24 protein-coding genes are annotated in these 23,835 nt (G+C 62.7%); 12 read left to right on the top strand and 12 right to left on the bottom strand.

All coding sequences use genetic code 11. The features are described 5' to 3' along the window. A partial coding sequence (locus VG320_RS23615; protein WP_327202483.1) for an amylo-alpha-1,6-glucosidase occupies positions 1-936 on the top strand: 936 nt, incomplete at its 5' end. Between the two features lie 43 nt (positions 937-979). Continuing rightward, positions 980-3,691, top strand: a complete 2,712-nt coding sequence (locus VG320_RS23610) for an MGH1-like glycoside hydrolase domain-containing protein (protein ID WP_327202482.1) — start codon at positions 980-982, stop codon at positions 3,689-3,691. A 13-nt stretch (positions 3,692-3,704) separates the two neighbouring features. On the opposite strand, the gene VG320_RS23605 is transcribed toward VG320_RS23610, so the two are convergent. Then, positions 3,705-4,172 carry a YaiI/YqxD family protein gene (locus tag VG320_RS23605; protein ID WP_327202481.1) on the bottom strand — a complete coding sequence of 156 codons (468 nt, stop codon included), beginning with the start codon at positions 4,170-4,172 and terminating at the stop codon, positions 3,705-3,707. A gap of 89 nt (positions 4,173-4,261) precedes the next feature. Continuing rightward, the gene (locus VG320_RS23600; RefSeq protein ID WP_327202480.1) at positions 4,262-4,708 is read right to left on the bottom strand and encodes a hypothetical protein; all 447 of its coding nucleotides are present in this window, start codon (positions 4,706-4,708) and stop codon (positions 4,262-4,264) included. Positions 4,709-4,723: 15 nt separating this feature from the next. On the opposite strand from VG320_RS23600, the gene VG320_RS23595 reads away from it, so the two are divergent. From VG320_RS23595 to VG320_RS23575, 5 genes are all read left to right on the top strand, one after another. Continuing rightward, positions 4,724-5,647 (top strand): LysR family transcriptional regulator, encoded by a 924-nt coding sequence (locus tag VG320_RS23595; protein ID WP_327202479.1) that lies wholly within the window; start codon positions 4,724-4,726, stop codon positions 5,645-5,647. Positions 5,648-5,668: 21 nt separating this feature from the next. Further along, positions 5,669-6,568: a LysR family transcriptional regulator gene (locus VG320_RS23590; RefSeq protein ID WP_327202478.1), complete on the top strand. Its 900-nt coding sequence runs from the start codon at positions 5,669-5,671 to the stop codon at positions 6,566-6,568. Positions 6,569-6,713: 145 nt separating this feature from the next. Continuing rightward, the gene (locus VG320_RS23585; protein WP_327202477.1) at positions 6,714-7,007 is read left to right on the top strand and encodes an antibiotic biosynthesis monooxygenase; all 294 of its coding nucleotides are present in this window, start codon (positions 6,714-6,716) and stop codon (positions 7,005-7,007) included. Positions 7,008-7,062: 55 nt separating this feature from the next. Continuing rightward, positions 7,063-8,076 (top strand): zinc-binding alcohol dehydrogenase family protein, encoded by a 1,014-nt coding sequence (locus VG320_RS23580; protein ID WP_327202486.1) that lies wholly within the window; start codon positions 7,063-7,065, stop codon positions 8,074-8,076. Between the two features lie 150 nt (positions 8,077-8,226). Beyond that, positions 8,227-9,150 (top strand): LysR family transcriptional regulator, encoded by a 924-nt coding sequence (locus VG320_RS23575; protein WP_327202476.1) that lies wholly within the window; start codon positions 8,227-8,229, stop codon positions 9,148-9,150. 30 nt (positions 9,151-9,180) lie between these two features. Here the strand turns inward: VG320_RS23575 and VG320_RS23570 are convergent, their stop codons facing one another. After that, entirely contained in the window at positions 9,181-9,588 is a 408-nt protein-coding gene (locus VG320_RS23570; RefSeq protein ID WP_327202475.1) for a nuclear transport factor 2 family protein, read from the bottom strand. A 138-nt stretch (positions 9,589-9,726) separates the two neighbouring features. Further along, a complete protein-coding gene (locus VG320_RS23565; RefSeq protein ID WP_327202474.1) occupies positions 9,727-11,232 on the bottom strand; it encodes an oligopeptide:H+ symporter in 1,506 nt (501 codons plus the stop codon). Between the two features lie 362 nt (positions 11,233-11,594). On the opposite strand from VG320_RS23565, the gene VG320_RS23560 reads away from it, so the two are divergent. Both VG320_RS23560 and VG320_RS23555 read left to right on the top strand, forming a co-directional pair. Continuing rightward, positions 11,595-12,170 carry an XRE family transcriptional regulator gene (locus VG320_RS23560; protein ID WP_327202473.1) on the top strand — a complete coding sequence of 192 codons (576 nt, stop codon included), beginning with the start codon at positions 11,595-11,597 and terminating at the stop codon, positions 12,168-12,170. Between the two features lie 499 nt (positions 12,171-12,669). Beyond that, a complete protein-coding gene (locus VG320_RS23555; protein ID WP_327202472.1) occupies positions 12,670-14,190 on the top strand; it encodes an OprD family outer membrane porin in 1,521 nt (506 codons plus the stop codon). Positions 14,191-14,264: 74 nt separating this feature from the next. Here VG320_RS23555 and VG320_RS23550 read toward each other — a convergent pair whose 3' ends face one another. From VG320_RS23550 to VG320_RS23540, 3 genes are read right to left on the bottom strand one after another with little or no spacing between them, the layout of a single operon-like run. Beyond that, positions 14,265-15,446 carry a transporter substrate-binding and LysM peptidoglycan-binding domain-containing protein gene (locus VG320_RS23550; protein ID WP_327202471.1) on the bottom strand — a complete coding sequence of 394 codons (1,182 nt, stop codon included), beginning with the start codon at positions 15,444-15,446 and terminating at the stop codon, positions 14,265-14,267. A gap of 17 nt (positions 15,447-15,463) precedes the next feature. After that, a complete protein-coding gene (locus VG320_RS23545; RefSeq protein ID WP_327202470.1) occupies positions 15,464-16,486 on the bottom strand; it encodes a hypothetical protein in 1,023 nt (340 codons plus the stop codon). Continuing rightward, a complete protein-coding gene (locus VG320_RS23540; RefSeq protein ID WP_327202469.1) occupies positions 16,479-17,156 on the bottom strand; it encodes a hypothetical protein in 678 nt (225 codons plus the stop codon). Before VG320_RS23540 ends, VG320_RS23545 begins: the two co-directional genes overlap by 8 nt. A gap of 599 nt (positions 17,157-17,755) precedes the next feature. Between VG320_RS23540 and VG320_RS23535 the strand changes: the two genes are divergently transcribed. Next, complete coding sequence (locus tag VG320_RS23535) at positions 17,756-18,853, top strand: aromatic ring-hydroxylating dioxygenase subunit alpha (RefSeq protein ID WP_327202468.1); 1,098 nt, start codon at positions 17,756-17,758, stop codon at positions 18,851-18,853. 6 nt (positions 18,854-18,859) lie between these two features. On the opposite strand, the gene VG320_RS23530 is transcribed toward VG320_RS23535, so the two are convergent. The 5 genes from VG320_RS23530 to VG320_RS23510 form a co-directional block, all read right to left on the bottom strand. Next, positions 18,860-19,276, bottom strand: coding sequence for a DUF1801 domain-containing protein (locus VG320_RS23530; RefSeq protein WP_327202467.1), 417 nt, complete (start codon positions 19,274-19,276; stop codon positions 18,860-18,862). An 81-nt stretch (positions 19,277-19,357) separates the two neighbouring features. After that, the gene (locus tag VG320_RS23525; RefSeq protein WP_327202466.1) at positions 19,358-19,936 is read right to left on the bottom strand and encodes a hypothetical protein; all 579 of its coding nucleotides are present in this window, start codon (positions 19,934-19,936) and stop codon (positions 19,358-19,360) included. A 100-nt stretch (positions 19,937-20,036) separates the two neighbouring features. After that, complete coding sequence (locus VG320_RS23520; RefSeq protein WP_327202465.1) at positions 20,037-20,399, bottom strand: copper resistance CopC family protein; 363 nt, start codon at positions 20,397-20,399, stop codon at positions 20,037-20,039. A 23-nt stretch (positions 20,400-20,422) separates the two neighbouring features. Beyond that, positions 20,423-21,313, bottom strand: a complete 891-nt coding sequence (locus tag VG320_RS23515) for a hypothetical protein (RefSeq protein WP_414696105.1) — start codon at positions 21,311-21,313, stop codon at positions 20,423-20,425. 113 nt (positions 21,314-21,426) lie between these two features. Further along, entirely contained in the window at positions 21,427-21,819 is a 393-nt protein-coding gene (locus VG320_RS23510) for a DUF2946 domain-containing protein (RefSeq protein ID WP_327202484.1), read from the bottom strand. Between the two features lie 141 nt (positions 21,820-21,960). Here VG320_RS23510 and VG320_RS23505 point away from each other — a divergent pair, with 141 nt between their 5' ends. After that, a complete protein-coding gene (locus tag VG320_RS23505; protein ID WP_103705335.1) occupies positions 21,961-22,260 on the top strand; it encodes an ArsR/SmtB family transcription factor in 300 nt (99 codons plus the stop codon). Positions 22,261-22,280: 20 nt separating this feature from the next. Then, positions 22,281-23,633 (top strand): pyridoxal phosphate-dependent decarboxylase family protein, encoded by a 1,353-nt coding sequence (locus VG320_RS23500; RefSeq protein ID WP_327202464.1) that lies wholly within the window; start codon positions 22,281-22,283, stop codon positions 23,631-23,633. The last annotated feature ends 202 nt before the right edge of the window (positions 23,634-23,835 follow it).

Below are 23,835 nucleotides of genomic sequence, written 5' to 3'. Positions count from 1 at the left end.
GCGGGCGGCTCGCCCGAATACAACTCGGTCGATGCGTCGCTGTGGTTTGTCGTGGCGGTGCATGATTTTTTCGCGGCGGGCGATGTGCCTGCGCAAACACGGCTCGTGCTGCAAGGCGCGGTCGATGCGATTCTCGACGGCTACGTGCGCGGTACGCGTTTTCAGATCGCCGCCGATGAGCGCGACGGATTGCTGCGCGCTGGCGTGCCCGGCGTGCAACTGACCTGGATGGACGCGAAGGCGGGCGACTGGGTCGTCACGCCGCGCATCGGCAAACCGGTTGAAATTCAGGCGCTGTGGATCAACGCGCTGCGTGTCGCAGGCGCATGGAACACGCGCTGGCGCGAACTGGAAACGCGCGCGAGCACGGCATTTGCGCAGCGTTTCGTCGATCCGGCGTCGGGCGCGCTTTTCGATGTGATCGACGCCGATCATATCGACGGCCAGATCGATCGCTCGATCCGGCCCAATCAGATCTTCGCCGTGGGAGGTTTGCCGTTCGCGCTGCTGGAGGGTGAGACCGCGCGCGCGGTCGTCGCGCAGGTCGAAACGCATCTGCTCACGCCGATGGGTTTGCGCACGCTATCGCCGCTCGACCCCGCGTATCGCGGACGCTACGCGGGCGGCGTGCTGGAGCGCGACGGCGCGTATCACCAGGGGACCGTCTGGCCGTGGCTGCTCGGTCCCTTCGTGGGCGCCTGGCTGCGCGTGCATGGCGATGACGCGGCGCAGCGTGCGAGCGCGTACGCGCGCTTCATCGCGCCATTGCTCGCGCATCTCGACCGCGCCGGGCTCGATCACATCAGCGAAGTCGCCGATGGCGATGCGCCGCACCATCCGGGCGGCACGCCTTTCCAGGCGTGGTCGCTCGGCGAGTTGTTGCGCATTCTCGACTGGCTCGGGCCGCCCGGCGATGACCAAACCGCGCTAGCATGAGCATCCCGGCGCCTCTCGCGCCGACCAATGAGAAGGGGATGCCATGCTGCAACGCGCCGCCGGTCTCGACCTCACCGCCGAAGGCCAACGCCTCTATTCGAGCGACTACGCCCGCTGGCAGCGCTGGGGCCCGTACCTGAGCGAGCGCCAGTGGGGCACGGTGCGCGAGGACTACAGCGAGCACGGCACTGCATGGGACTACTTTCCGCACGATCACGCGCGCATGCGCGCCTATCGCTGGGGCGAGGATGGTCTGGGCGGATTCGCCGACGAAAGGCTGGGCTGGTGCGTCGCGCTGGCGCTGTGGAACGGCCGCGATCCCATCCTCAAGGAGCGCCTGTTTGGCCTCACGAACGAGCAGGGCAATCATGGCGAGGACGTGAAGGAGCTGTACTTCTACCTCGACGGCACGCCGACGCATTCGTACATGCGCATGCTCTACAAGTATCCGCAGGCCGCGTTTCCATATCAGGATCTGATCGACGAGAACGCGCGGCGCAGCACCTCGGTGCCCGAATACGAAATACTCGATACCGGCGTATTCGACGACGAAAATTATTTCGATGTCCATATCGAATATGCGAAGCACACGCCTGAAGATATGGTGATGCGCGTGACCGTGGAAAACCGCGCGGGACGGCATGCGTCGATCGACGTGCTGCCACAGATCTGGGCGCGCAACACATGGTCGTGGAAGCCGGTAAGCGGCAAGCCGTCTCTCACGTTCGCATCGTCGGCAGAGGGCGATCATGTGCTGGCGCGCGGCGACCGGCACGAGCCGCTGATCGTGACAGCCGCATCGAAGGATGCGATGAGCGTCGAGTGGCTGTTCTGCGAGAACGACACCAACGTGCAGCGCCTGTTCGGCATGGAGGGCGCAGGGCCGTTCAAGGACGGCTTTAACGACTACATCGTGCACGGCAACGAAGCGGCGATCCGCCGCGACGCCGGCACGAAGGCCGCCGCGCGCGTGCATCTCGAACTGGCCGCGCACGCGCGCGCCGTTGTGACGTTTCGCTGGCGGCCCGTGTCCGCGCCGAAGGAGGACGTGCCGCTCGATACCGACGCGCTGTTCGCGCGCCGTATCGCCGAAGCGGATGCCTTCTACGAGGCGCTCCAGCGCGATATCGAAAGCGCCGACGCGCGCCTCGTGCAGCGCCAGGCGCTCGCGGGCCTGTTGTGGTCGAAGCAATACTACGAGTACGACGTGCATCGCTGGATGGAGGGCGATCCGCTGCAGCCCACGCCGCCTGCCAGCCGCCGGCGCGGGCGCAATGCGGACTGGCAGCATCTGTGCAACGCGGACATTCTGTCGATGCCGGACAAATGGGAGTACCCGTGGTACGCCTCGTGGGATCTGGCCTTCCAGGCGGTGGCCTTTGCGCTGATCGATCCCATGTTCGCGAAGAAGCAGATGCTGCTGCTCGTCAAGGATCGCTATCAGCACCCGAACGGTCAGCTTCCCGCCTACGAATGGGCCTTTGGTGATGCGAATCCGCCTGTGCATGCGTGGGCGGCATGGCGCGTCTACGAGATCGACCGCACGATCACCGGCCACGGCGACCGCGAGTTTCTCGAACGCGTCTTTCACAAGCTGCTGCTCAATTTTTCGTGGTGGGTCAACCGCAAGGACGCGGACGGCCACAATATTTTCCAGGGCGGTTTTCTTGGCCTGGACAACGTAGGCATCTTCGATCGATCGTCTCCGTTGCCCACGGGCGGGCGTCTCGATCAGGCCGACGGCACTGCCTGGATGGCCGCGTACGCGCTGGACCTGATGCGTATCGCGCTCGAACTGGCGTTCGACAATCATGTGTTCGTCGATATCGGCGTGAAGTTCTTCGAGCACTTCCTGTATATCGCGGGCGCGGTGAGTTGCGACGACGGCTGCGATACGGGCCTGTGGGATAGTGTCGACGAGTTCTTCTACGACAAACTGCGCTTGCCCGATGGCACCAGCGAGCCGCTGCGCATGCGCTCGATCGTCGGCCTGATTCCGTTTTTCGCGGTGCGCGTGCTGGAAGAGCAGGTGCATGGCGGCCTGCCCGGTTTGCGCGACCGGCTGGTCTGGTTTCTCGAACACCGGCCCGATCTGGCGAGGCTCGTGTCGCGCTGGAATCAGCCGGGCAAGGGCAATTCGCTTTTGCTGTCGCTATTGCGCGGGCATCGTATGAAGGCGCTGCTCAAGCGCGTGCTCGACGAAGCCGAATTTCTCTCCGCGCATGGCGTGCGTGCGCTCTCGCGCTCGCATCTGGACGAGCCATTTGTGTATCGCTACAACGGTTGCAGGTTCGGCGTGCAATATCTGCCGGGAGAGTCGGATTCGCGCGTATTCGGTGGTAACTCGAACTGGCGCGGGCCAATCTGGATGCCGGTCAATTATCTGCTGATCGAATCGTTGTACGAATTCCACCGCTATTACGGCGACGATTTTCTCGTTGAATATCCCACGGGATCGGGCAAGAAGCTGTCGCTCGCGCAGATTGCCGACGAACTCGCGCAGCGCGTGACGACGCTATTTTTGCTGGATCGCAAGAACGAGCGCCCGGTGATGGGCGCGTACCCGCAATTGCAGGCCGACCCGCGTTGCCGCGATCTCGTGCTGTTTCACGAGTATTTTCATGGCGACAACGGGCGCGGCATTGGCGCTTCGCATCAGACCGGCTGGACGGCACTGGTGGCGCTGATGCTTCAGCCGCGCGCGATGAGCGTGTCCGGCAACGTGCCGGTGGCGGCGGAAATCGGCGCCGTGTAATACACGCCAGGGTTCACGGCGATTTGCGCGGCGCACTGGCGTGCCGGGCCAGGAATCGATCGAGCTGGCTGGCGAAGGTATTGCTGTCGCGCGTGGAAAAGGGCGCGGGGCCGCCCGTTTCAATGCCCGTGCTGCGCAATTGATCCATCACGTCGCGCATCGTCAGGCGCTCCTTGATGGTGTCGGGCGTGAACCAGTTGCCGCGCGGATCGAGCGCATGCGCGCCCTTGTCGAGCACCGCGGCGGCAAGCGGAATGTCCGCCGTGATGACGAGGTCGCCGGCTGCGGCGAGTTCGACGATGCGGTTGTCGGCCACGTCGAAGCCCGCCGGAACCTGGATGGACTTGATGAACGGCGACGGCGGGGTGCGCAGGTACTGGTTGGCAACCAGCGTGACGCAGACCTCGACGCGACGCGCGGCCCGAAACAACATGTCTTTGATGACGGACGGACAAGCGTCGGCGTCGACGAGGATCTGCACGGGGCAATCTTCCGAAAAATCAAACGGCGATCATATAGCAAAAGCGGGCGGAAGCACCCGGCCCGCACTCACGCCCCGCTATGCGCCCATCAGTGATGGCAGCGCGTCTCCCAATGATGATGCACCTTCACCTTATGGCAGTCGTGGTGATCGTAGGCGAAAGCCGGCTGAATGGCGGTGAGCGAAATAAGTGTCGTAGCGGCGATCAGAAGCAGCTTTTTCATTACGGATTCTCCCTGTGGTGAGGCGGCCGGAAGAGGGGTTGCGTGGCCGCGCCCTGCATCAGCAATTTGCTTGCCTGACAGGAAAAATGCGGGCGTGGGGGCGTCGTCACCTGCGCCGTCGGCACCTGAATGTTCTGGTTTGACCGCAGGCACATTGGCGTTTGTACGGTGCGTTACCGGTCCGAGGATCGAAGGCGACACCACGTATATCCGGGTCGCCGGCCCGCCCGTCGCGGTAACATGCCGATGCTGCGCGGTCTGGCCTTTTAAATGATTCGGCTGATCTGGCCTGACCGTCGGCGTTTTTCGCATTCCCATCGGCGGACCATGGACAATCTCGGTGATATACGGCTTTTTGTCGAAGCAGCCAGCCAGGGCAGCCTTTCGGCGGCGGGCAGGAAGCTCGGCCTGTCGCCGGCTGCCGCCAGTGCGCGCCTCGTCAAGCTCGAAGGCGTGTTGCACACGCAACTGTTCGAGCGCTCCACGCGCAGGCTGAGGCTGACCGACGAAGGCCGCGTCTATCTCGCGCACTGCCAGCACGCGCTACAAACGCTGGACGACGCCCGCGCGGCGTTGCAGGCGGGCCGCGCGACGGTGAGCGGGGCGTTGCGCGTTTCGGCCACGTCGGACTTCGGGCGCGCCGTGTTGCGCCACTGGCTCGACGAATTCAACGAGCGGCATCCGCAGGTCACGCTCACGCTGGTGCTCTCCGACTCGCTCTCGCATCTGTTGCAGGACGATATCGACATGGCGATCCGCTTTGGCGTGCCTGCCGATAGCGCGATGGTCGCAAGGCGCCTGGCCGACAATCGCCGGGCCCTGTGCGCCTCGCCCGCTTATCTTGCGGCGCATGGCACGCCCACCCATCCGGACGAACTGGGCCAGCTCGATTTCATCCTGCTCGGGTCCGCTGCGGGCGTGGCGAACAACTGGCGCTTCTCGCGCGGCGACGAAACGGCGCTGTTTACGGCGCCGCCCGAGCGGTCGCGGCAAACGAATGACGGCGCGCTCGCGCGCGAATGGGCGGTCGAAGGGCGTGGCGTGGTGATGAAGTCGATCTGGGACATCGGCGAGGATCTGCAGGCGGGGCGTCTGAAACTGCTGTTGCCGGACTGGCGCGGCCCCGATGCGCCCGTGAACGCGCTGTTCCAGCGCACGCCCTATATGGCGCCACGCGTGCGCACGCTGCTTGATTTTCTGGAGCGGAAATTCGATCAGGCGTCCGAAGTATTGAAACCTTATCTGGCGTAACGGGACCGTCCCCGCAAGCTCATGATCCGACTCGAAGACCTCGTGATTTTTGTTTCCGCGGCGGCCAACGGCAGCCTATCGGCCGCCGCGCGCCAGCTCGATCTCACGCCTGCCGTGGCAAGCGCGGGCCTCAAGCGGCTGGAGGCGGAACTCGGCGCGCGCCTCTTCGCGCGCTCGACCCGCAGCCTGCGGCTTACCGCCGATGGCGAGCGCTACCTGGCGTTCGCGCGCAACGCCATCGAGCAACTGGAGGCGGGGCAGAACGCCGTTGCGCACGGACGCAAGATGATTGGCGGCACGGTGTCGCTGTCGATGCCTTCGGATCTGGGGCGCAACGTGCTGGTGGGCTGGCTCGACGATTTTCAGGCGCAATACCCGGCGGTTTCGCTGCAGGTGCGCATTGGCGACCAGATCGCGGACATGTACCGCGCGCCAATTGCGCTGGCGATCCGCTACGGCGTGCCCGAGGATTCGAGCCTCGTGGCGCTGCCGCTTGTGCCCGACAATCGCCGTGTACTGTGCGCGACGCCCGCTTACTTTGCGCGTCACGGCAAGCCCGCCACGCCCGCCGATCTGGCGCGCCACAACTGCTTGCGCTTCGCCTTGAGCGATACGCTGCACGACCGCTGGACCTTCTTTAGCGACGATGAGCCCATCGTCGTGAACGTACACGGCAACCGCAGCAGCGACGACGGCGAACTCGTGCGTAAATGGGCGCTGGCGGGTGTGGGACTCGCCTATAAATCGCGCCTGGACGTGCACGCCGATCTCAAGGCCGGCCTGCTGGAGCCGGCGATGCAGCACTTTGGCACCGAGCCTGCGCCGCTCAATCTCGTCTGCGCCCACCGCGCGATGCTCTCGCCCACAGTCAGCGCGCTGCGCGACTTCCTGCAGCAGCGCTTCGCCGCCTACCTGGGCTGAGCCGTATTTTCAATCGTGCTTTGAAACTGCTTGCGCGCGTACCCTCTAGGTCGATCGCGCCAATTCGGCCATCATCCCTCCCATGACGAACAGCGAACGCAATTGAACGCAATCGCACGAGATTGAACGCAACAGGAGGCGCACCATGCTGATCGCAATCGCGCGTTTTCATCTGCGGCCCCAGAAAGCAGCGGCGTTCGAAGCAGTGTGGGGCACGGCAAGCGGTTTGCTGACGAACAAGCAAGGCTATCGCGGCCACCGGCTCGGTCCACAATGTGAAGACGATGGCTGCTATGTGCTGGAGATCGAGTGGGACAGTCTGGATGCGCAGAGCGCCTTTATGGCGCACGCCGATTTCGCGCCGTTTCTGCAGATGCTCTGGCCGTATTTCGCGGCGGACCCTGAACTGATTCATTTCGAGCCGCTGTCAGTACGTTGATGTTTCGCTGTCTCACCTTCAAAGCAATTCAATTCGTTTCAACTGGAGAAGCATGATGAAAGCGATTGGCTACCACCGCAGCCTGCCGATTACCGAACCCGAATCGTTGATCGACCTCGAACTGCCCGATCCGGCACCGGGCGCGCACGATCTGCTGGTCGAAGTGCGCGCCGTGTCGGTCAATCCGGTGGATGCGAAGGTACGTGTTCGCGTGACGCCCGAGGACGGCCAGCCGAAGGTGCTGGGTTGGGACGCGAGCGGCGTGGTGCGTGCGGTCGGCAAGGACGTAACGCTTTTTAAGCCGGGCGATAAGGTCTGGTACGCAGGCTCGCTCACGCGGCCCGGCACCAATAGCGAACTCCATGTGGTGGACGAGCGCATCGTCGGCCACATGCCTGCGAAGCTGGACTTCGCGCAGGCGGCGGCGTTGCCGCTCACGACCATCACGGCCTGGGAGTTGCTGTTCGACCGCCTGGGCGTGCCCGAAGGCCGCGAGGCCAGCGGCCAGGCTTTGCTGGTGATCGGCGCGGCGGGCGGCGTTGGCTCGATCCTCGTGCAGCTTGCGCGGCAATTGACGGGGCTCACGGTGATCGGCACGGCCTCGCGCGCCGAGACGGCGCAATGGGTCACGGAGCTGGGCGCGCATCATGTGATCGACCACACCAAGCCGCTTTCGCAGGAACTCAAGCGCATCGGCTTCGACGGTGTCGAATACATCGCGAGCCTGAACCAGACCGATCACCACTTCGACGAGATCGTGGCGTCGATCAAGCCGCAAGGCCGTCTGGGTCTGATCGACGATCCCGACATCATCGACTTCCGCAAGCTCAAGACGAAGTCCGTGTCGCTGCATTGGGAGTTCATGTTTACGCGCTCGATGTTTGGCACGGCGGATCAGATTCGCCAGCATGAACTGCTCGATCGCGTTGCACGCCTGATCGACGATGGCGTGTTGCGCACGACGCTCAACGAGCGCTTTGGCAGCATCAATGCCGCGAATCTGCGCCGTGCTCACGAGCTGATCGAAACCAATCGCGCGCGCGGCAAGATCGTACTCGAAGGCTTCTGATCGTTCCAAAGGCCTGTATGTGGCGCGTAGGCGCCGGGATATACTTCGCTTCGTCATCTGACACCGACAAATGCACGCGCGTGCACGCAGCAACGGCGCGTGCGTTTGTTGATCCTTCATACGAAGCAACGATATTTCCGGCGGTGATTCATGGACCTGGTCCAAAGCATGCGGGTCTTCATACGCGTCGTGGACGCGGGCAACTTTACCGCGGCGGCCAACGCGCTCAACACGACCACGGCCTATACCTCGCGTGCGGTGTCCGATCTCGAAGCGCATCTGCAAACGCGTCTGTTCAACCGCACGACACGCAAGATCATCCTCACCGAAGCCGGCGAGCGCTTTCTCGCGCGCTGCCGCCTGATTCTCGACGATCTGGATCAGGCCGAATCCGAGGCGCGCAATGCCACCGTGGTGCCCTCGGGACGTCTGCGCATTCATTCGATGAGCGGTTTCGGCACGCGTTATGTGGTGCCGCTCGTGTCGCGCTACATGGAGCAGCAGCCGCTTGTCGAGGTCGACCTCACGCTGCATCAGCGCATCCCCGATCTGCTCGAGGAAGGGCTCGACATCTCCCTCGTGCTCGCGCAATCGCTCAAGGAGTCGAACTATATTTCTCGCTCGCTCGGCAGTTTCTATAGCGTGATGTGCGCTGCGCCAGGTTATCTGGAACGCCACGGCACGCCGCAGACGCTCGCCGATCTCGACCAGCATGCGTGCCTGAAACTCGTGATGCCATCGGGCGAATCGGAATCATGGGTGTTCGAGAGCGATGCGGGCGAAGAGATTTTCGCGCCGCAGAAGCTGCCGTTCTCGGTCAATCTGCCGGAGGCGCTGGCGGAAGCCCTCGCATCCGGCATGGGTGTGGGCGTGTTGCCGGCTTCGACATTCGCGCGCGAACATGCGGAAGGACGTCTCGTTCGCGTGTTGCCCAATTACAGGCTCGACGTGCGCAACATCTACGCGATCTATCCTTCGCGCAAGTATCTGGATGCGAAGGTGCGCACCTGGGTCGAGTTCGTGGGCGAACATCTGCCGGCGTTGCTGGCAAGCGACAAGGCCGCGATCGGCTAGCAAGTCATTGCGCGCGCAACCTTCCTGCGTTCACGCACGGGTATTGTGCAAGCGCGGGGCGCCCATTTTGAACCAGGCCTTCGCGATCTTGCCGTCGACGACTTCGTAGACGGCGAGCACATCGACTTCGCCCACGCCTTCTGGGAAGTCGCGCGTGACGCGCTCCTGATCGATAACCGTATTGCCCACCACGCCGCGATGCACCAGATGGCCGTACAGATGCGGCTCTTCGAATCGTGTGAGATGACGCGCGCGAATCTGTCCGGCGCCGCTGGCAAGCAGGCGCGAGGGGAACTCGTAGTATTCGGCGTCGTCAGCCCAGCAGGCCATGAAGGCGTCGATATCGCGCGCGTTGTAGGCGTCGAGTTGCCTTTCGACAGGCAGCACGATATCGGCGTGAAGGGAGTCGGTGGTGGCTGCATCGATCGTGTCGGACATCGCTATTCCCCGTATGAAAGCGTGCCGACGATTCTAGCTTGCCAGGCCTACAAAAGAGAACGGGATCGATGCGTTAGCAACGATCCCGCTCAAGAGATGAGGCCAGCGACAGGTATGTCGCGTGGCCTTAAGAGGGTATTACTTCGTCGCGAGTTCGCCTTCGGCGTTTGCGGCTTGATCGGCTTGCTGCTGGTGGGCGCGCGAAAGGCGGCCCATCAGCGGCAGCAGCAGGATCGCGAGCAGGGCGCCTGCCGCGGCGAGCCAGCCAAGGCCGTCAAACAGCTTGGTGTAAAGCGGCAGCGATTCGAGCGGCGAGAGGTTGCCTTGCGGCATCTTCGCAAACGTGGCGACCACGCTACCCAGGTATTGCGACACGCCGGTGGCCACGAAGTACGCGCCCATCATGAAGCCGCTCATGCGGGCCGGCACGTAACGCGCGATCATCGCGAGACCGAGGCCGCTCACGAGCAGTTCGCCCAGCGAGTAGAGACCGTAGCCCGCCACCATGAACCACGACGACACGCGGCCATCGACGGCGTAGCGCGCGCTCAGCGCATAGACGAAGAAGCCCGCGGACACCACCACGAAGCCAAGCGCGTACTTGGCCGCGACCGGCACGTCGCCGCCACGGCTGGCGAGGCGCGAATAGAGCGTCGCGAGCACCGGGCTCATGATCATGATCCAGATGGGGTTGAGCGCCTGGAATTGCGCTGCGCTCCAGCTGAACAGCGTCGTGCCGAACAGGCGGAAGGCCGGATCGACGTTATGCACCGCGAACAGCGTGAGCGAGGTGGACATCTGCTGGTAGAACACGAAGAACAGGATCACCTGCAGCACGAGAATCAACGCGGCCACGAGACCCGCGCGTTCCTGACGCTCACACGTCATCAGCATCCAGCCGAAGATCGCGAGAATCGCCACGCCTGCCGTGTAGACGCACGTCACGGCCAGCTTCTTGTCCTGCAGCACGAACATGGTCGCGACGCCCAGCACGACGCCGCCGGCGAGGACCCACGCCAGACGGCGCCACTGGATCGGTTCCGCATCCGGAATCGAGCCGATCTGCGCGAGCGTGCGCTGCATCAGGAAGAAGTTGGCGATACCGAGCAGCATGCCGCCGCAGCAGACCGCGAAGGCCGCGTGCCACCCCCAGTGGTCCTTGATCCAGGGCGTGAGCAGCATCGACACCGTCGAGCCGATATTGACCGCCATGTAGTAGATCGTGAAGGCCGCGTCGATGCGCGATTCGTCCCCTTCATAGATGCGGCGCACGAGGTTGGCGGCGTTCGATTTGAACAGACCATTGCCCACCACGATCACGCCGAGCGACGCGTACATGTGACCCAGATGATCGTTGGGCAGGGCGAGCATGAAATAGCCCGCGAACAGGATGGCGGCGCCCAGCACCATCGAACGGCGCGAACCCAGCACGCGGTCGCCGATCCAGCCCCCAATCGAGGGCGATGCGTAGACGAGCGCGGCGAACGCGCCCCAGGTGAGGGTGGCATGCTCTTCGCTGAAACCCAGCCGCTCGACCATGAAAAGAACGAGCAGCGCCGCCATGCCGTAGTAGCCGAAGCGCTCCCACATCTCGATGAGGAAAACCGTCGAGAACGACCTCGTCCGTGAAACCGATGAATTCATTGTGACCTCAATTTGCTGCAAATCTGCTGCCGAAGTTGCTGGTGAAGCTGCGGAGATGGCGAAGGCACGCGGGTCGCGTGCGAAGCGGGCCCCCACTCACGCCGGGAGTGGTGCCGCTGGCAAAGACGGCGCTTATGGCGCCAGTTGATTTCATATCTCCTCCTCGGTTGGACTGCGGATCGCGCAGGCACCGCGTTTACAATTTCGTTTTTGTCTGATTCTCCGTCACAGTGTTGGCGCGGATCTCGCTGACGCACTGTTTTGGTGCCGGTTCATATAAGTGAAAATCCGGCAACCCGCAAGGGTATCAAACGATATTTACTTATATCAAACAATTTTTGACGATAATTTACGTTCCTGATATGGTTTCTACAAGTGGAAAGCAGGACCCGGCTGCGTTGGCGCTCGGTGAAAAGATCCGCGCACTGCGCCAGCGGCTGAATCAGACGCTCGATCAGACGGCAACGGCGGCCGGTATTTCGAAGCCGTTTCTGTCCCAGGTGGAGCGTGGTCTGGCTTCGCCGTCGCTGACTTCGCTCTCGGGCATTGCGCGGGCGTTGGGCGTGACGATGCAGTACTTCGTCGAAACGCCATCAGAGGAACGTTCGGTCAAACGCGGCGATCAACTGGAGTTTTTCGGCTTCGCGGATTCGTCGAATCTGTTCGCGCGGCTTACGAATACGGCGGGGGGGCGTCAGCTCGAGTCGATTCTCGTGCGTCTGCCCACCGGCAAGAAGCGCTCGGAAGTCACCACGCACGCGGGGGAGGAATTCCTCTACGTGCTCGAAGGTGAACTCTCGCTTGAGCTGGAAGGTAAGGAGTTTGTGCTCCAGACAGGAGACTCGGCGCATTATCAGTCCACGGTGCCGCATAGCTGGAGCAACAACGGAAGTAAGGAAGCGGTTGTCGTCTGGGTAGGGACGCCGCGCCTGTTTTGATCGAGGAGGTACCGGGGAGGTCGAAATATCCGGTGCTTTCTTGTATGAAATTGTAAGGATGTCGAAGTGAATGACCTTCATCTGCTTCCGGCGCGAATATGACGCTGGATGTCGCGGTATAGGATGACGCGCGCGGGCCGTGCGTCGTCACCTTCGCTTGAATAAAAAGACCACACTGATCTTCAGCCTGCCAGGCGTAGTCAAACGATCAGGATTCCTTTCTATTGCTCACCCGCGTACGTCGTCGCGGCTGGCAGTGCCGATGTTCCTTCTCCTGTGTGCAGGAAACAAACAATAAAACGTGGCGCAGGCAAACGTCTGCGTCGCAGCAGTATTTCGCTGCGTGGCTGACCGCCATGTCGCGGAATTGGGCTTGCCGCGCTACCGCCGGCGGCCAGGAGGATCGCACGGGCCACCACCCGACGATTCAGGTTATAACGACGTGAAGATAAAAACGATGAAAACAGATCGCAGAAAATCCAAGGCGACATCGAAGATCATGTTCGTCGCATTGGGTTTGCCGCTCGGCGTGAGCGCGCAGGCCTGGGCCGACGACACCCCACAGGCAGCCAGCGCGCCGCAGACGGTTGCACAAACGGCCGCACAAGCCAAAGCTCCTGAAAAGAAGGCGCAAAACGGCACCATCGTGGTCGCGCAGGCGAATGTTCCTGCGGCGCAGGGTCAAACGCAGAGCGGTACGACGTTGCTGGCCGCAGGCTCGCCCGATCGCACCGAAGATCGCGTCACCGTGGCCGACAATCCGAAGCAGCCGTCGTCAAGCCAGGCGCGCAGCAATGGCTTTATCGGCGACAGTCATCTGACCATCGATCTGCGCAACTACGCCGACCAGCTCGACGTGCAAGGCGGTCCGCATCGCCATGCGTGGATCCAGGCCGCGCAGGTCAACTATGAATCGGGCTTCACGCAGGGGTTGATTGGTTTTGGCGTGGACGCGTCGCTGTTTGGCGCGTTCAAGCTCGACGGTGGCGCGGGCGGGGGCAATATGGTGCACGTCGGCAAGGATGGCGGCGGCTCGAACCAGCTCGCGTGGGCCTATCCCGGCATGTACGACGTGAAGGCGCGCATCTCGGATACGGTCGTCAAATACGGTCTGCAGCAGATCGTCAATCCGTTCATGGAACCGCACGACAATCGCGCGCTGCCGCCGACTTTCCTTGGTGTGTCGGTCGTGAGCAACGACGTGGCGAATATGTCGCTCGAAGGCGGCAGTTTCACGAAGGCGGACGATCGCGGCCACACCAATCTGAGCAACCTCACCAGCTCCTATGGCGGCGTGCGTATCGACCGCCTGAGCTATGTGGGCGGTTCGTGGGATTACGCCAAGGGCGGCTCGCTTTCGCTCTACGCCGATCAGGCAGATAACGTCTGGAACCAGTATTACGCTTCGGTGCAGCAGAGCTTTGGCGATCCGTCGACGATCAAGTGGACTGGCTTTGGCAACGTCTATTCGACGCACAATACCGGCGACGCGCTGGAAGGCCACATCAACAACAACGCGATCAGCTTTTCGGTCGCGGCGCAGCACGGCCCGCACTCGATCCTGTTCGGCTACCAGCACATCCTGGGCGACCAGTTCTTCGACTACGTGAACGAGACCAACGGCATTTATCTCGTGAACTCGATGGACGTGGACTACAACGCACCGCACGAACAGTCGTTCCAGGCGCGTTATACGTTCGACGGCAAGTACGCCGGCCTGCCCGGCGCAAAGGCGATGTTCTGGTATCTGACCGGCTGGGGCGCGGACGGCTCGGCGGAGGCGCAGATCAATGCGTCGGAAGGCAGCGCGCTGCACGGCCTTTATTGGAAGAACGGCGAGCCGGTGCACGGCACGCATCACGAATTTGGTTTCGTGCCGTCGTATACGCTGCAAAGCGGGCGCTTCAAGGACACGAAGGTGACCTTCATCGCCATGTGGCACCACGGCTCGAAGTACTATTCGGATTCGAGCAACATGGAATATCGTCTCGTGATCGACATGCCGATCAAGGTGTTCTGATTACCGGATGAGCCATTAAAAAAGGGCGATGCGCATCACAACGCGCATCGCCCTTTTGCATTCAAGAGTGCGGATTAACGCACCGGAATGATCAGTTGCTCACCCACCAGAATCAGATTCGGATTGGGCAGGTTATTGCGGCGCTGGATATCGCGGTAACGCGCGCCCGCACCCAGTTGCGCGGCAGCGATGGTATTGAGCGTGTCGCCGCGCTTTACCGCATAGCTGTGCTCACCATTTCCCGCTGCGATCACATCGGCCTGATCGCTGCGGAAATACTTGCGCAGCAGGTCCAGATAAGCCGGCGACTGCTTGACGCGGCCGATCGCGCTGTTCAGGTACACGAGCAGATTCTGGTCGTTCGCGCGCACGCCGACCTTGTAGCTGATCGACGATCCGTCGAGCTTGGTTTGCGCGAATTTAAGATCGCTGCCCTTGATCGATTCCACGGCGAACGGGTAGTCGTAGATGAACGCGTCCACCTGATGCTCGTCGATGGCCTTGGTGATGAACTGGTCGTCGGCGTCGTTGACTTCGACGAATTGCGTGCCGGGGAACTGGCGCGTGACAAAGGCTTTCACGTCCGGGTCGCCCTGCAGGATACCCACGGTCTTGCCCGCGAGATCGGCCGCCGAATGCACCGCCGAACCCTTCTGTACGATCAGCGCGTAGCCGAAGTCGTCCAGATACGGATTCGTGTAGATCACGCCGGAGGGCGTGTTGTCGGGGAAGGTGAGCCCGTCCATGGCGATGTCGACGGCGGGCACGCCGTTGTCCGAAGCCAGCAACTGGCGCGGCACGTCCTTGTACGCGCTTACCTCGTGATGCGTGTCGATCTTGATCGGGCCGTTCGCGTTGAATTCCGGCTGGCCGAACAGCAGCCTGGCGAATTCGTAATTGAAGCCGTGCGGCGTGCCGTTGGTCTCGCCATAGATCGGCTCGCTGGGGTTTTCAACCGAAATACGCACGAGGTGATTCTGCAGAATCTGTTGCCGTGTGTCTGCGTTGGGCGTGAAGCTGGCGGGCATCGCCTGCGGTTGCTGCGTCTGCTGCGGCGTGGCGGCCTGTGTTGTGCTTTGCTCCGTTGGCTGCGTGACGGGCGCGGGTGTCGAATTATTGCCGACGTCGAGCGCCGAAGGCTGCGTATCGCCATGCTTGCCGATCAAGCCGTGCTGCCAGGCGTAGTACGCGCCGTAGACGATCGCGACACTCGCGACGAGGCCGAGGAAGCGCTTCGCACCAGTGGTCAACTGCATGAGGAGACTCCTTAGTCTTAGTTTTTGTAGCGGGTATAGTCGATCGGGCCGGGCGTGGGCGCCGGCGTTTTGCCCGATGCGGAAGAGGCGCCATGCGCGGCGTCGGTCAGGCGCGCGGCGGGCGTGAAGTCGATCTGCCGACTGTTGAGGTCAGCGAGCAGTTGCAGGCCGCGTTCGGTATCGGCGTCGTCGCGAATCTGCACCGCGTCGATTACCTTTACGCTGTCCTGCACATAGGCGCGCATTTCGCCCATTTTCGCGGCGGTGTCGTCGTTGATGTAGTCGATCAGCATGTCGCGCAACTCGTTGACCGTGGTCGTGCGGCTGAACGCACGCTTGAAGCCGCGCCATGCTTCGGTCATCGAATTCACCGCCTCGTATTCCTTGACCTTGAGGCGGATCTGGAATTCGGCTTCATCGTGCATGCGCCGGAAGGCGTTTTCGGCCTCGACGAGATTGTTGTAGGTCGCGCTCAATTCGTCGTAGACCTTGCCGGTGCGCTGGATCGCGGCGTCGAGCTGGCCAATGCGACGCGCGTGCGAATTGATCTCTTCCTGCGGGCGATTCTTGCGCGCCATCGCCACCGCTTCGCGCTTGAGCTGTTCCTCTTCCTGCTTGAAGTCGTCGATGGTCCTGCGCACGGCTTCGACGCGGCCTCCGCCTTTCACGCGTGCATCGGAGGCCTCGTCGATCATCTTCGTGATCTCTTTGGAGAGAATGCGCTCCGTGGCCGCCGGGTCGTACTTGATGATCGAATAGGTTAGCCCTTTCATGAGGAGCTGATACGCAAGCCACAGGCGGCTGCGCAGCGTGGAATCGAATACCAGCACATAGACGAGGCCCACGGCGATCGCGCCGAAGAACACCGCCGCCGCCGTGTTTTCCATCAGCCGGGCGATGAACGGCATCACCTTGCCCGCGCCCCAGACCAGGCCGCCGAGAGCCGCAACGCCCACCACCATGCCGACGCCGCCTTCCTTGGTGTCCCAGAACGAGCGCACGCGCCGCTTGAGCTCTGACTTTGCGATGTCATTAGCCATGTGCCGATTCTCCAAGATAGCCCTGAAGCTTCTTCACGATGCCGTCATACTTCTGCACGAGCGTCGAGCGCACCGATTCGAAATCGATCTTCGCCTTTGCAAGTCCTGCTGTCTTGCTGGTGATGGACTTGCTGACCTCGTCTTTTTTCGCGTTCTTTTCCGCGAGCTGGCGCGCGAGTATGCCGATCTCTTCGTTCAAGTGCGTTTCCTGTTCGCGCAGCGAGGCGATTTCCGCCTCTGAATGTGTGACGAACGCCGCCGCAAAGTTTTGCTGCTCTTTCGCCAGCACATCGGCATGCGAATTGACGGCGCCGAGCAAGGTGTCGAGATTGGTTTTCACGCCGAGCAGCGCGGCGCGATAGCGCTGCTGTTCATCCGGTACGGCTGCTGCAATCGACTGGCTCATTTCGGCGAAGGCGCGATAGGGCGCATAAGCCGGATTGTCCTGGATGAGTGTGTCGATACGCTTTTCGAGGTCGGCGACATCGAGTCCGCTGGACACGCCGGGCTGTCCCGCCGATGCCGATTGAGTGCTTTGCGCCGCGCCCGATGCATTGGATGCACCTGACGCAGTGGCTGACGAATCGCTTTCGGTCTCGGGGGTGGCCGCAGCGGACTCGTCCACGATGACCAGATTCACCACCTTCTTGAGACCTTCTGGAATTTTCATTCAGTCCTCTCTGGGTGTTTGCTGACAACGCAACGACTAATGCGCGCTCATTGTGCGCCGCCCACAACGAAAATCAAGAGGCTCTTGAGGTGTGGAGCTTAGGCTCTATGCACACGGCATCATCTTGAAAATATGCGCTCTGAATGAATACGAAATGCGCACAAAAGTGCAGGAGGAAACGGTTTGAAAAATGAATCGAAATGCCGTGATAAGTCATTCGGAATGCGAAATATATTGAATGTGTGATGACTGGGGAGTCCACACGACTCGTCAAGCTTCGCCCAGCCGAAGGCGTGTTGACGGCGGATAAAGTCTGGCGATAGGTAGCCGGGATCGGTACGGGTATGTCCCAACCTGGGCGGATGACGAAGCCGTGGGGCAACGCGCTACGATAGCCAGGCGGCATTGAAAAAAACACCCATCGTCCGTACAAACAGTGTGCGGGCACTCATTTTGCTACATAAAATAATTTGCGGTGCCCAGAACCGCCAGCGAAGGCCATGGCATTCCAGTACCATGGCAGGAGTCGCGCCGATTTGCCCACAAGGCCGGCGCGCCCGACGGCGGCTGGTGCCCGGTTCTGCAAGGAGACATCACGCATGCGTGCAATGCCTTATCTAGACGGCTCCACGAGCGAGGCCCCGGTGCGCGATCTTCGCCGCGTGCCCATTCATCCCGATCACTGGTATCCGCTCGCCTGGTCGCGGGAAGTCAAGGCGGGCAAGGCGCTGGGCGTGCATTTCGCGGGCGATCCCATCGTGCTGTTCCGCACGGAATCCGGCAAGGTGTTCGCGCTGGAAGATCGCTGCGCGCATCGCCAGGTGCCGCTGCACAAGGGCGTGGTCGACGGCGAGTCGCTGCGCTGCGGCTACCACGGCTGGACCTACGATTGCTCGGGCCAGTGTGTGGACGTGCCGTACCTCGGGCGCGAGCGCCTGCCCAACGGCGTGCGTGCCTATCCGTGCCACGAGGCGCATGGCATGATCTTCGTGTTTCCGGGCGACGCTACGCTCGCCAACGAGCGCCCGGTACCGACGCTCGCCTCGGCGGAGGACAAGGCGTATAAGACACGCCGCTTCGGCCGTCCGGTCAAGTGTCATTACTCGTTCATGCACGAGAACCTGATGGACATGAACCATCAGTTCCTGCACCGTCGCCAGATGGGTCAGATGCGCGCTCGCTCGCTGGGGCGCAGGCGCGGCGAAGGCTGGATCGAGGTCGACTACACCTTCGTTCGCATGGAGGGCAAGCAGCCCGCGGGCGAGGCGCTGGTGTTTGGCGGCAGCAAGAAGCGCGAAGACCAGAGCGATCAAAGCGTCATGACGATCCGCACGGAGTACCCGTTCCAGACGCTGCAGATCCATTCGAGCGACGGCACGCTCGTCATGGACCTGTGGATCAACTATGTGCCGCTTGACGCGCAGCAACGCACGAACCGCACCTTCGGCATGCTGTCGATCCGTCGTCCTTCGATCCCGTTCCTGCTCGACCTGGGCTGGCCGCTGCTGGTGTGGTTCACGGAACGCATCTTTGCGGAGGACCGCACCATCGTCGAGCTGGAGCAGGCCGCACACGACATGCAGGGCGCCGACTGGAACCACGAGGTTTTCCCGGTCATCAACGAACTGCGCGAGCTGCTGCGCACCTGCGGCGCACGCACGGTCATCCCGATCCGCGAAGTGACCGATCTGGCGTGAAGGACTTCAGGCGTCCGCTTTTCTGGTTGATCCAGCGGGCGCTTTCTTTGTCTTTGCCGCTTTCCTGGACTGATTGAATTCGATGGCAGCGCGGATCAGCGCCTTGAGCGCCCGCGCGTTGATTTTGTCGCCCTCGAAGAAGTCGATCGCGCGCCGCGCGTTGCCTTTCAGCCCCGCGTTGAACAGGCCTTCCGGGTCCGGCAGGCTCGCGCCGTACTGGAAGGTCAGTTTCACCTTGCCCTTGTGCGCGTTTGCGACCGCGATGATGCCGTCGCGCTCCCAGACCGGGCTGCCCATCCACTTCCATTCTTCGACGATCGCCTTGTCGGCCGCGAGTATCGTCTTGCGGAGGTTGGCAAACGTTTCGGCGCGCCAGTCGGGGATGCTGGCGATCAGGGCGTCGATCTGTTCGGATGGCGTCATGGTGTCTCCCTGCGTGTAAGAACTACACGATGCGGCGTGGCTTAACGCACCCGACGTGCTCAACGAGTGCCCAACGCATGCTCAGCGCACGTTGCGCGCCGCCGCCCACATATCCTGAGCGCCGATACTCGCATGCCATGCATCGAACTGCGCGCGCCACTGCTCGAAGGGCTCCGTGAGCGGATGGCGCGGATCGCCGCTCAGCGAATAGGCCATGCCTTCGATGAGCCACTTCGGCTGGGTAGCGACCGCGAGATTGCCGAGCATTTCGGCCTGCCGATAGTGAATCAGTTCGTGGGCGAGATAGAAGGACTTCCAGCCGCGCGGCGCGACGATCACGCCGAAGTCGCCCACCGTCTGCGCCGCCTGCGCGCCGATGCCGAACGCTTGCGCGCAGGCCGCCGTCGAGCAGAACACCACGCGTGGCGCATCGCGGAACGGGCCCACCGCCTCGCGCGCCTTCGCGTAGCCTTCGCGATAAAGCGTGCGCGCGGCGTCGAAGTGGGCCGGATCGTCGGTGCAGAGCGTGTCCTTGATGCAGATGATGCCGGGCACGAGCGTTGGCGCGACGACGCGCAACGGTTTGACGAGGGCGAAAGCCGCGACCGGCACGGCGACCAGCGCCGCAACGGCCATGCACAACACACGCTTGACGGTCATGGCAGGCAGCGGCGAGTCCAGGGTGGCGGCAAGCTTAGCATCGCTCCCTGTAACGCCGCTGCGAGCGTGTCTACAGCAGCCCGGCGCGGCCTTGATGCGCTTAGTGCACCGTGAAGCGGTAGTGCCCCGTGGTGCGATGCCCGTCCGCCGCGACCGCGACCCAGGTGACCGTGTACTGGCCCGCGCTCAGCGCGTTGAGCGGCACCGACATGCGCTTCTTGTTGGACGCATCGACGGCGGCCTTGTCGCGGATCACCGACTTGCCCGCCGAATCGGCGACCTGGATCGAGCTGAAGGCGGGTTCTAGCGCGTCGTCGAAATCGATCGTCACCGCGCTTTGCGCGGTCGTCACGGTCGCACCGGCGCCTGGTTCCTGGTGCGTCGGATAGGCATGCGCCCAGGCGAGTTGTGCGGCGCCGAGCGCGAGTGCAGCAGCGGCAAGACGAAAAGCAGCAAATTTCATGGCGTGATTCTCCTGATAATCGATTACTGGAACAACGGTTTGCCGATCGAATTCGGCGCCACGTCGTCGAAGAAAATGTGCGTTTGCACGAGGATGCCCACATGCGAGCCGCTCGCGCGATTGACCGGAATCTGCGCCTCGATGCCAAGCTGGCCGTAACGGTTCATCCAGATAAAGCCCGGATTGATCGTGCCGGTCGTTTGCCCCTGGCTGCGCGAAAGCGGCACTTCCACCAGCGGGATGAGGTTCGAGAACGGTTGCGGCAGGCCCAGATCGTGGACGTGCTGTTGCAGGTACGGCAGGCTGTACTGAAACGTGAAACCGTAGTTGAAGGCGTTGGGCTGGCCCGCGCCGGTGGTGAAGGACGGACCCAGCTCGCCGGTGATGGCGATCGGGCGCAGCCACGCGAGCGAATCGGGCAGGTCGCCCATGCCCTTACCCGCATAGAGGTTGGGCGAGATGGTCGAGAAGTTGTCGGCGATGGCGCGGCTGCCGGTGCCGCCCAGATCGGCGTCCACGCCGATCGAGGTCATGAACTCGTGCGCGTCGTTCACGTAGAGCTGGTACTTGAGGCCGACGCCGAAGTTGTCGAAGCCGCGCGCTGTAGGGTTGTTCTGCATGACGTAGCCGCCGCTCACGGAGAGCGCCAGGCGCGGCGTAAGCAGTTTGTCGTATTCGAAGTCGAACGAGTTGATGCTCTGGTCGCCCGAGTCGCCGGGCACGCGAACGTGGCCGAACTGGAGATCGGCTTCGTCGCCTACGCCGGGATCGTCCACCGCCATCGTCGCCGGAAAAACGCGGTCGCCCGCGATGGCATGGGCGTGCGCTGCCTGCGGCGCGATGACGAGCAAGCCGAGCGCGCCGAGCATCGCGCAGGCGAGCGCGGCGGCCGTGCGCGGGAAATGATCAGACATGATGGTCCTGGTGCAATGAAAGTGTGCGCGTGCGTTGCTGATAACGCATGACGCGCGTGCGAACACGCGGCGACACGCGCGGGCGTATCGCCGCAAGGGCGGGCACGATCAGGTCAGACCAGGGGCGGGGCGCGCGCAAGCGCGAAGGTCAGCGGCTCGACGCGCGCGAGGCGCTCGAAGCGTGCGGCAACGCGCGCATGCACGAGGCGCGTGGCCAGCGCCAGCGGCAGGGGCACGCCGGGCATCACCGGCAGGTGGGCGAGCAGGTTGCAGTAGCCGCAGTCCTGCAGGTCGGCGTTGGGTGTCTGCGCGTGGCTATTTGCGCCGCTTTTGCTGCCGTCAATTCCGCTAACGCCTTGCATATGACGCATCGACGGCATGTCGCAATGCGCCGACATCGCGAGCGGTTGAGCCGCGAGCAGATGCGAAATCACCGGGGCGAGCGTCGTCATGAGGATCGCAAGCGTCCCCAATAGACTGACCAGCCTGAGATGAAAACGACGCACGGCGCAGAGAAAAAGCGGCAGTGAAGGAGAGGGAATTATGCCATGCGCGCTGCGGCCATTGATCTGCACCATGCTTGCACAGCGTCGTGCACACATTTCGTCATTTAGCTAAACTTCAAAATGACACAGGAGATTGCATCGATGGACGACATCAGCCGTATCAGCGCGCTCGCCAATGAAAGCCGCCTTGCCATCATGCGCTGGCTGAAAGCGCCGCGCCGCCATTTTCCGGTGCAACCGCACGGCGATATCGACGAGCTGGGGGTGTGCTGCACCTTTATCACGGACAAGCTCGGCATCGCGCCAGCGACGACCACGCGCCACATGCGCATCCTCGCGGATGCCGGTCTTGTGCGTGCCACACGGGTCGGCAAGTTCACTTACTACAAACGTATCGACGCAGAGCTGAAGAAGCTCAGCCGCGAACTTTCACAACTCTGAATCCACACGAAAGGTCCAGCATGGATGAACTCGCACTACTCGGGGACGCGGACCAACGCGCCCACCGTTATCTGGCGACGGTTGCACAGCGCCGTGTGTTTCCCGATGCCGCCGCGCTAGCGGGTCTGGCGGCGTTCGACGAGCCGCTACCCGAGGAGGGCGCCGCACCCGCCGATACGTTGCGCCTGCTGGACGAGGCGGGTTCGCCTGCCACTGCTGTCTCGAATGGACCGAACTACTACGGTTTCGTCATCGGCGCGGCGCTGCCTGCGGCTGCCGCCGCCGAACGTCTGATGCTGGCGTGGGATCAGTGCGCCTCCACCTTCGATAACTCGCCGGCCGCGGCGACCATCGAACGGATCGCCGGGCGCTGGGTGGTCGAGGCGCTGGACCTGCCGCGCGGGAGCGCCGTGGGCTTTGGCACCAGCGCGACGGCCTGCACGCTGGTCGCGATCGCCGCTGCGCGGCGCGCGCTGCTTGCGCGCAAGGGCTGGGACTTCGACAGCGACGGGTTGATCGGCGCGCCCGAAGTCAGGGTTGTAATTTCGGAACTCGCGCATATCACGGTTAAAAAGGCGTTGCGCGTGCTTGGCTTCGGCATCAAGCGGCTGATTATCGCGCCGGTAGATAGTTGCGGACGCATCGATCAGGAGCGTTTGCCTGCGCTGGACGACATGACGATTCTTTGCTTGCAGGCGGGCGAAGTGAACACCGGCGAATTCGATCCGTTCGCCGCGCTGATTCCGCGCGCGAAAGCGGCGGGTGCGTGGGTTCACGTCGATGGCGCATTCGGTCTGTGGGCGCGCGCATCGGCGAAATCGGCCTTGACCGATGGCGTCGAACTGGCGGACAGCTGGACCGCCGATGCGCACAAGTGGCTCAACACGCCCTATGACGGCGCGATGGCAATCTGTCGCGACGCCGCCGCGCTGGCCGCTGCGATGAACGCCGATGCCGTGTATTCGACGGCCTCAGCAGATGCGCAGAAGAATCTGAACCTGGAGTTCTCGCGACGCCCGCGCGGTCTGCCTGTGTGGGCCGCGTTGCGCAGTCTGGGCCGCACGGGCGTAGCGGAAATGGTGGAGCGGCACTGCGCGCTGGCGGCGCGCATCGGCGAGGGGCTACGCGAAGCCGGCTACGAAGTGCTCAACCGCGTCGTGCTCAATCAGGTGCTGGTGCGTGCGCAGACCGACGCGCAAACCGTCGCGATTCGTGAAGCGGCGCAGGCATCTGGCGAGGTGTGGTTTGGCGCGACGCTCTGGCAGGGGCGGCCCGCGTTTCGCATCAGCGTTTCGTCGTGGCGTACGCAAGAGGTACATGTGGAGCGGCTGATTGCGTTGCTGGCCGAGTTGCGGGAACGGTATCCAGACTGACTGCTCTCGCACCACAACTGAGTAAATGACCGGGCTTGACTACGCCTGGTCCTTATCCTTCCGCGCGATTAGCCCAATTTCAGGAAAGGTACTTTCGCGCGCGTCGTCTTAATTCTGCTCCTGCTTGCATCGACAATCGCGACCTTGCGTGCGCACGGTCCGTGCGCGCCCCGCCTTTACCAACAACAAAACGGGTACACGG

Source organism: Paraburkholderia sp. (genome assembly GCF_035948235.1).
In the GTDB taxonomy this organism is placed as follows: Bacteria; Pseudomonadota; Gammaproteobacteria; order Burkholderiales; family Burkholderiaceae; genus Paraburkholderia.
The sequence above is the reverse complement of the archived record's forward strand: the minus strand, read 5'-3'. Positions and strand labels throughout refer to the sequence as shown.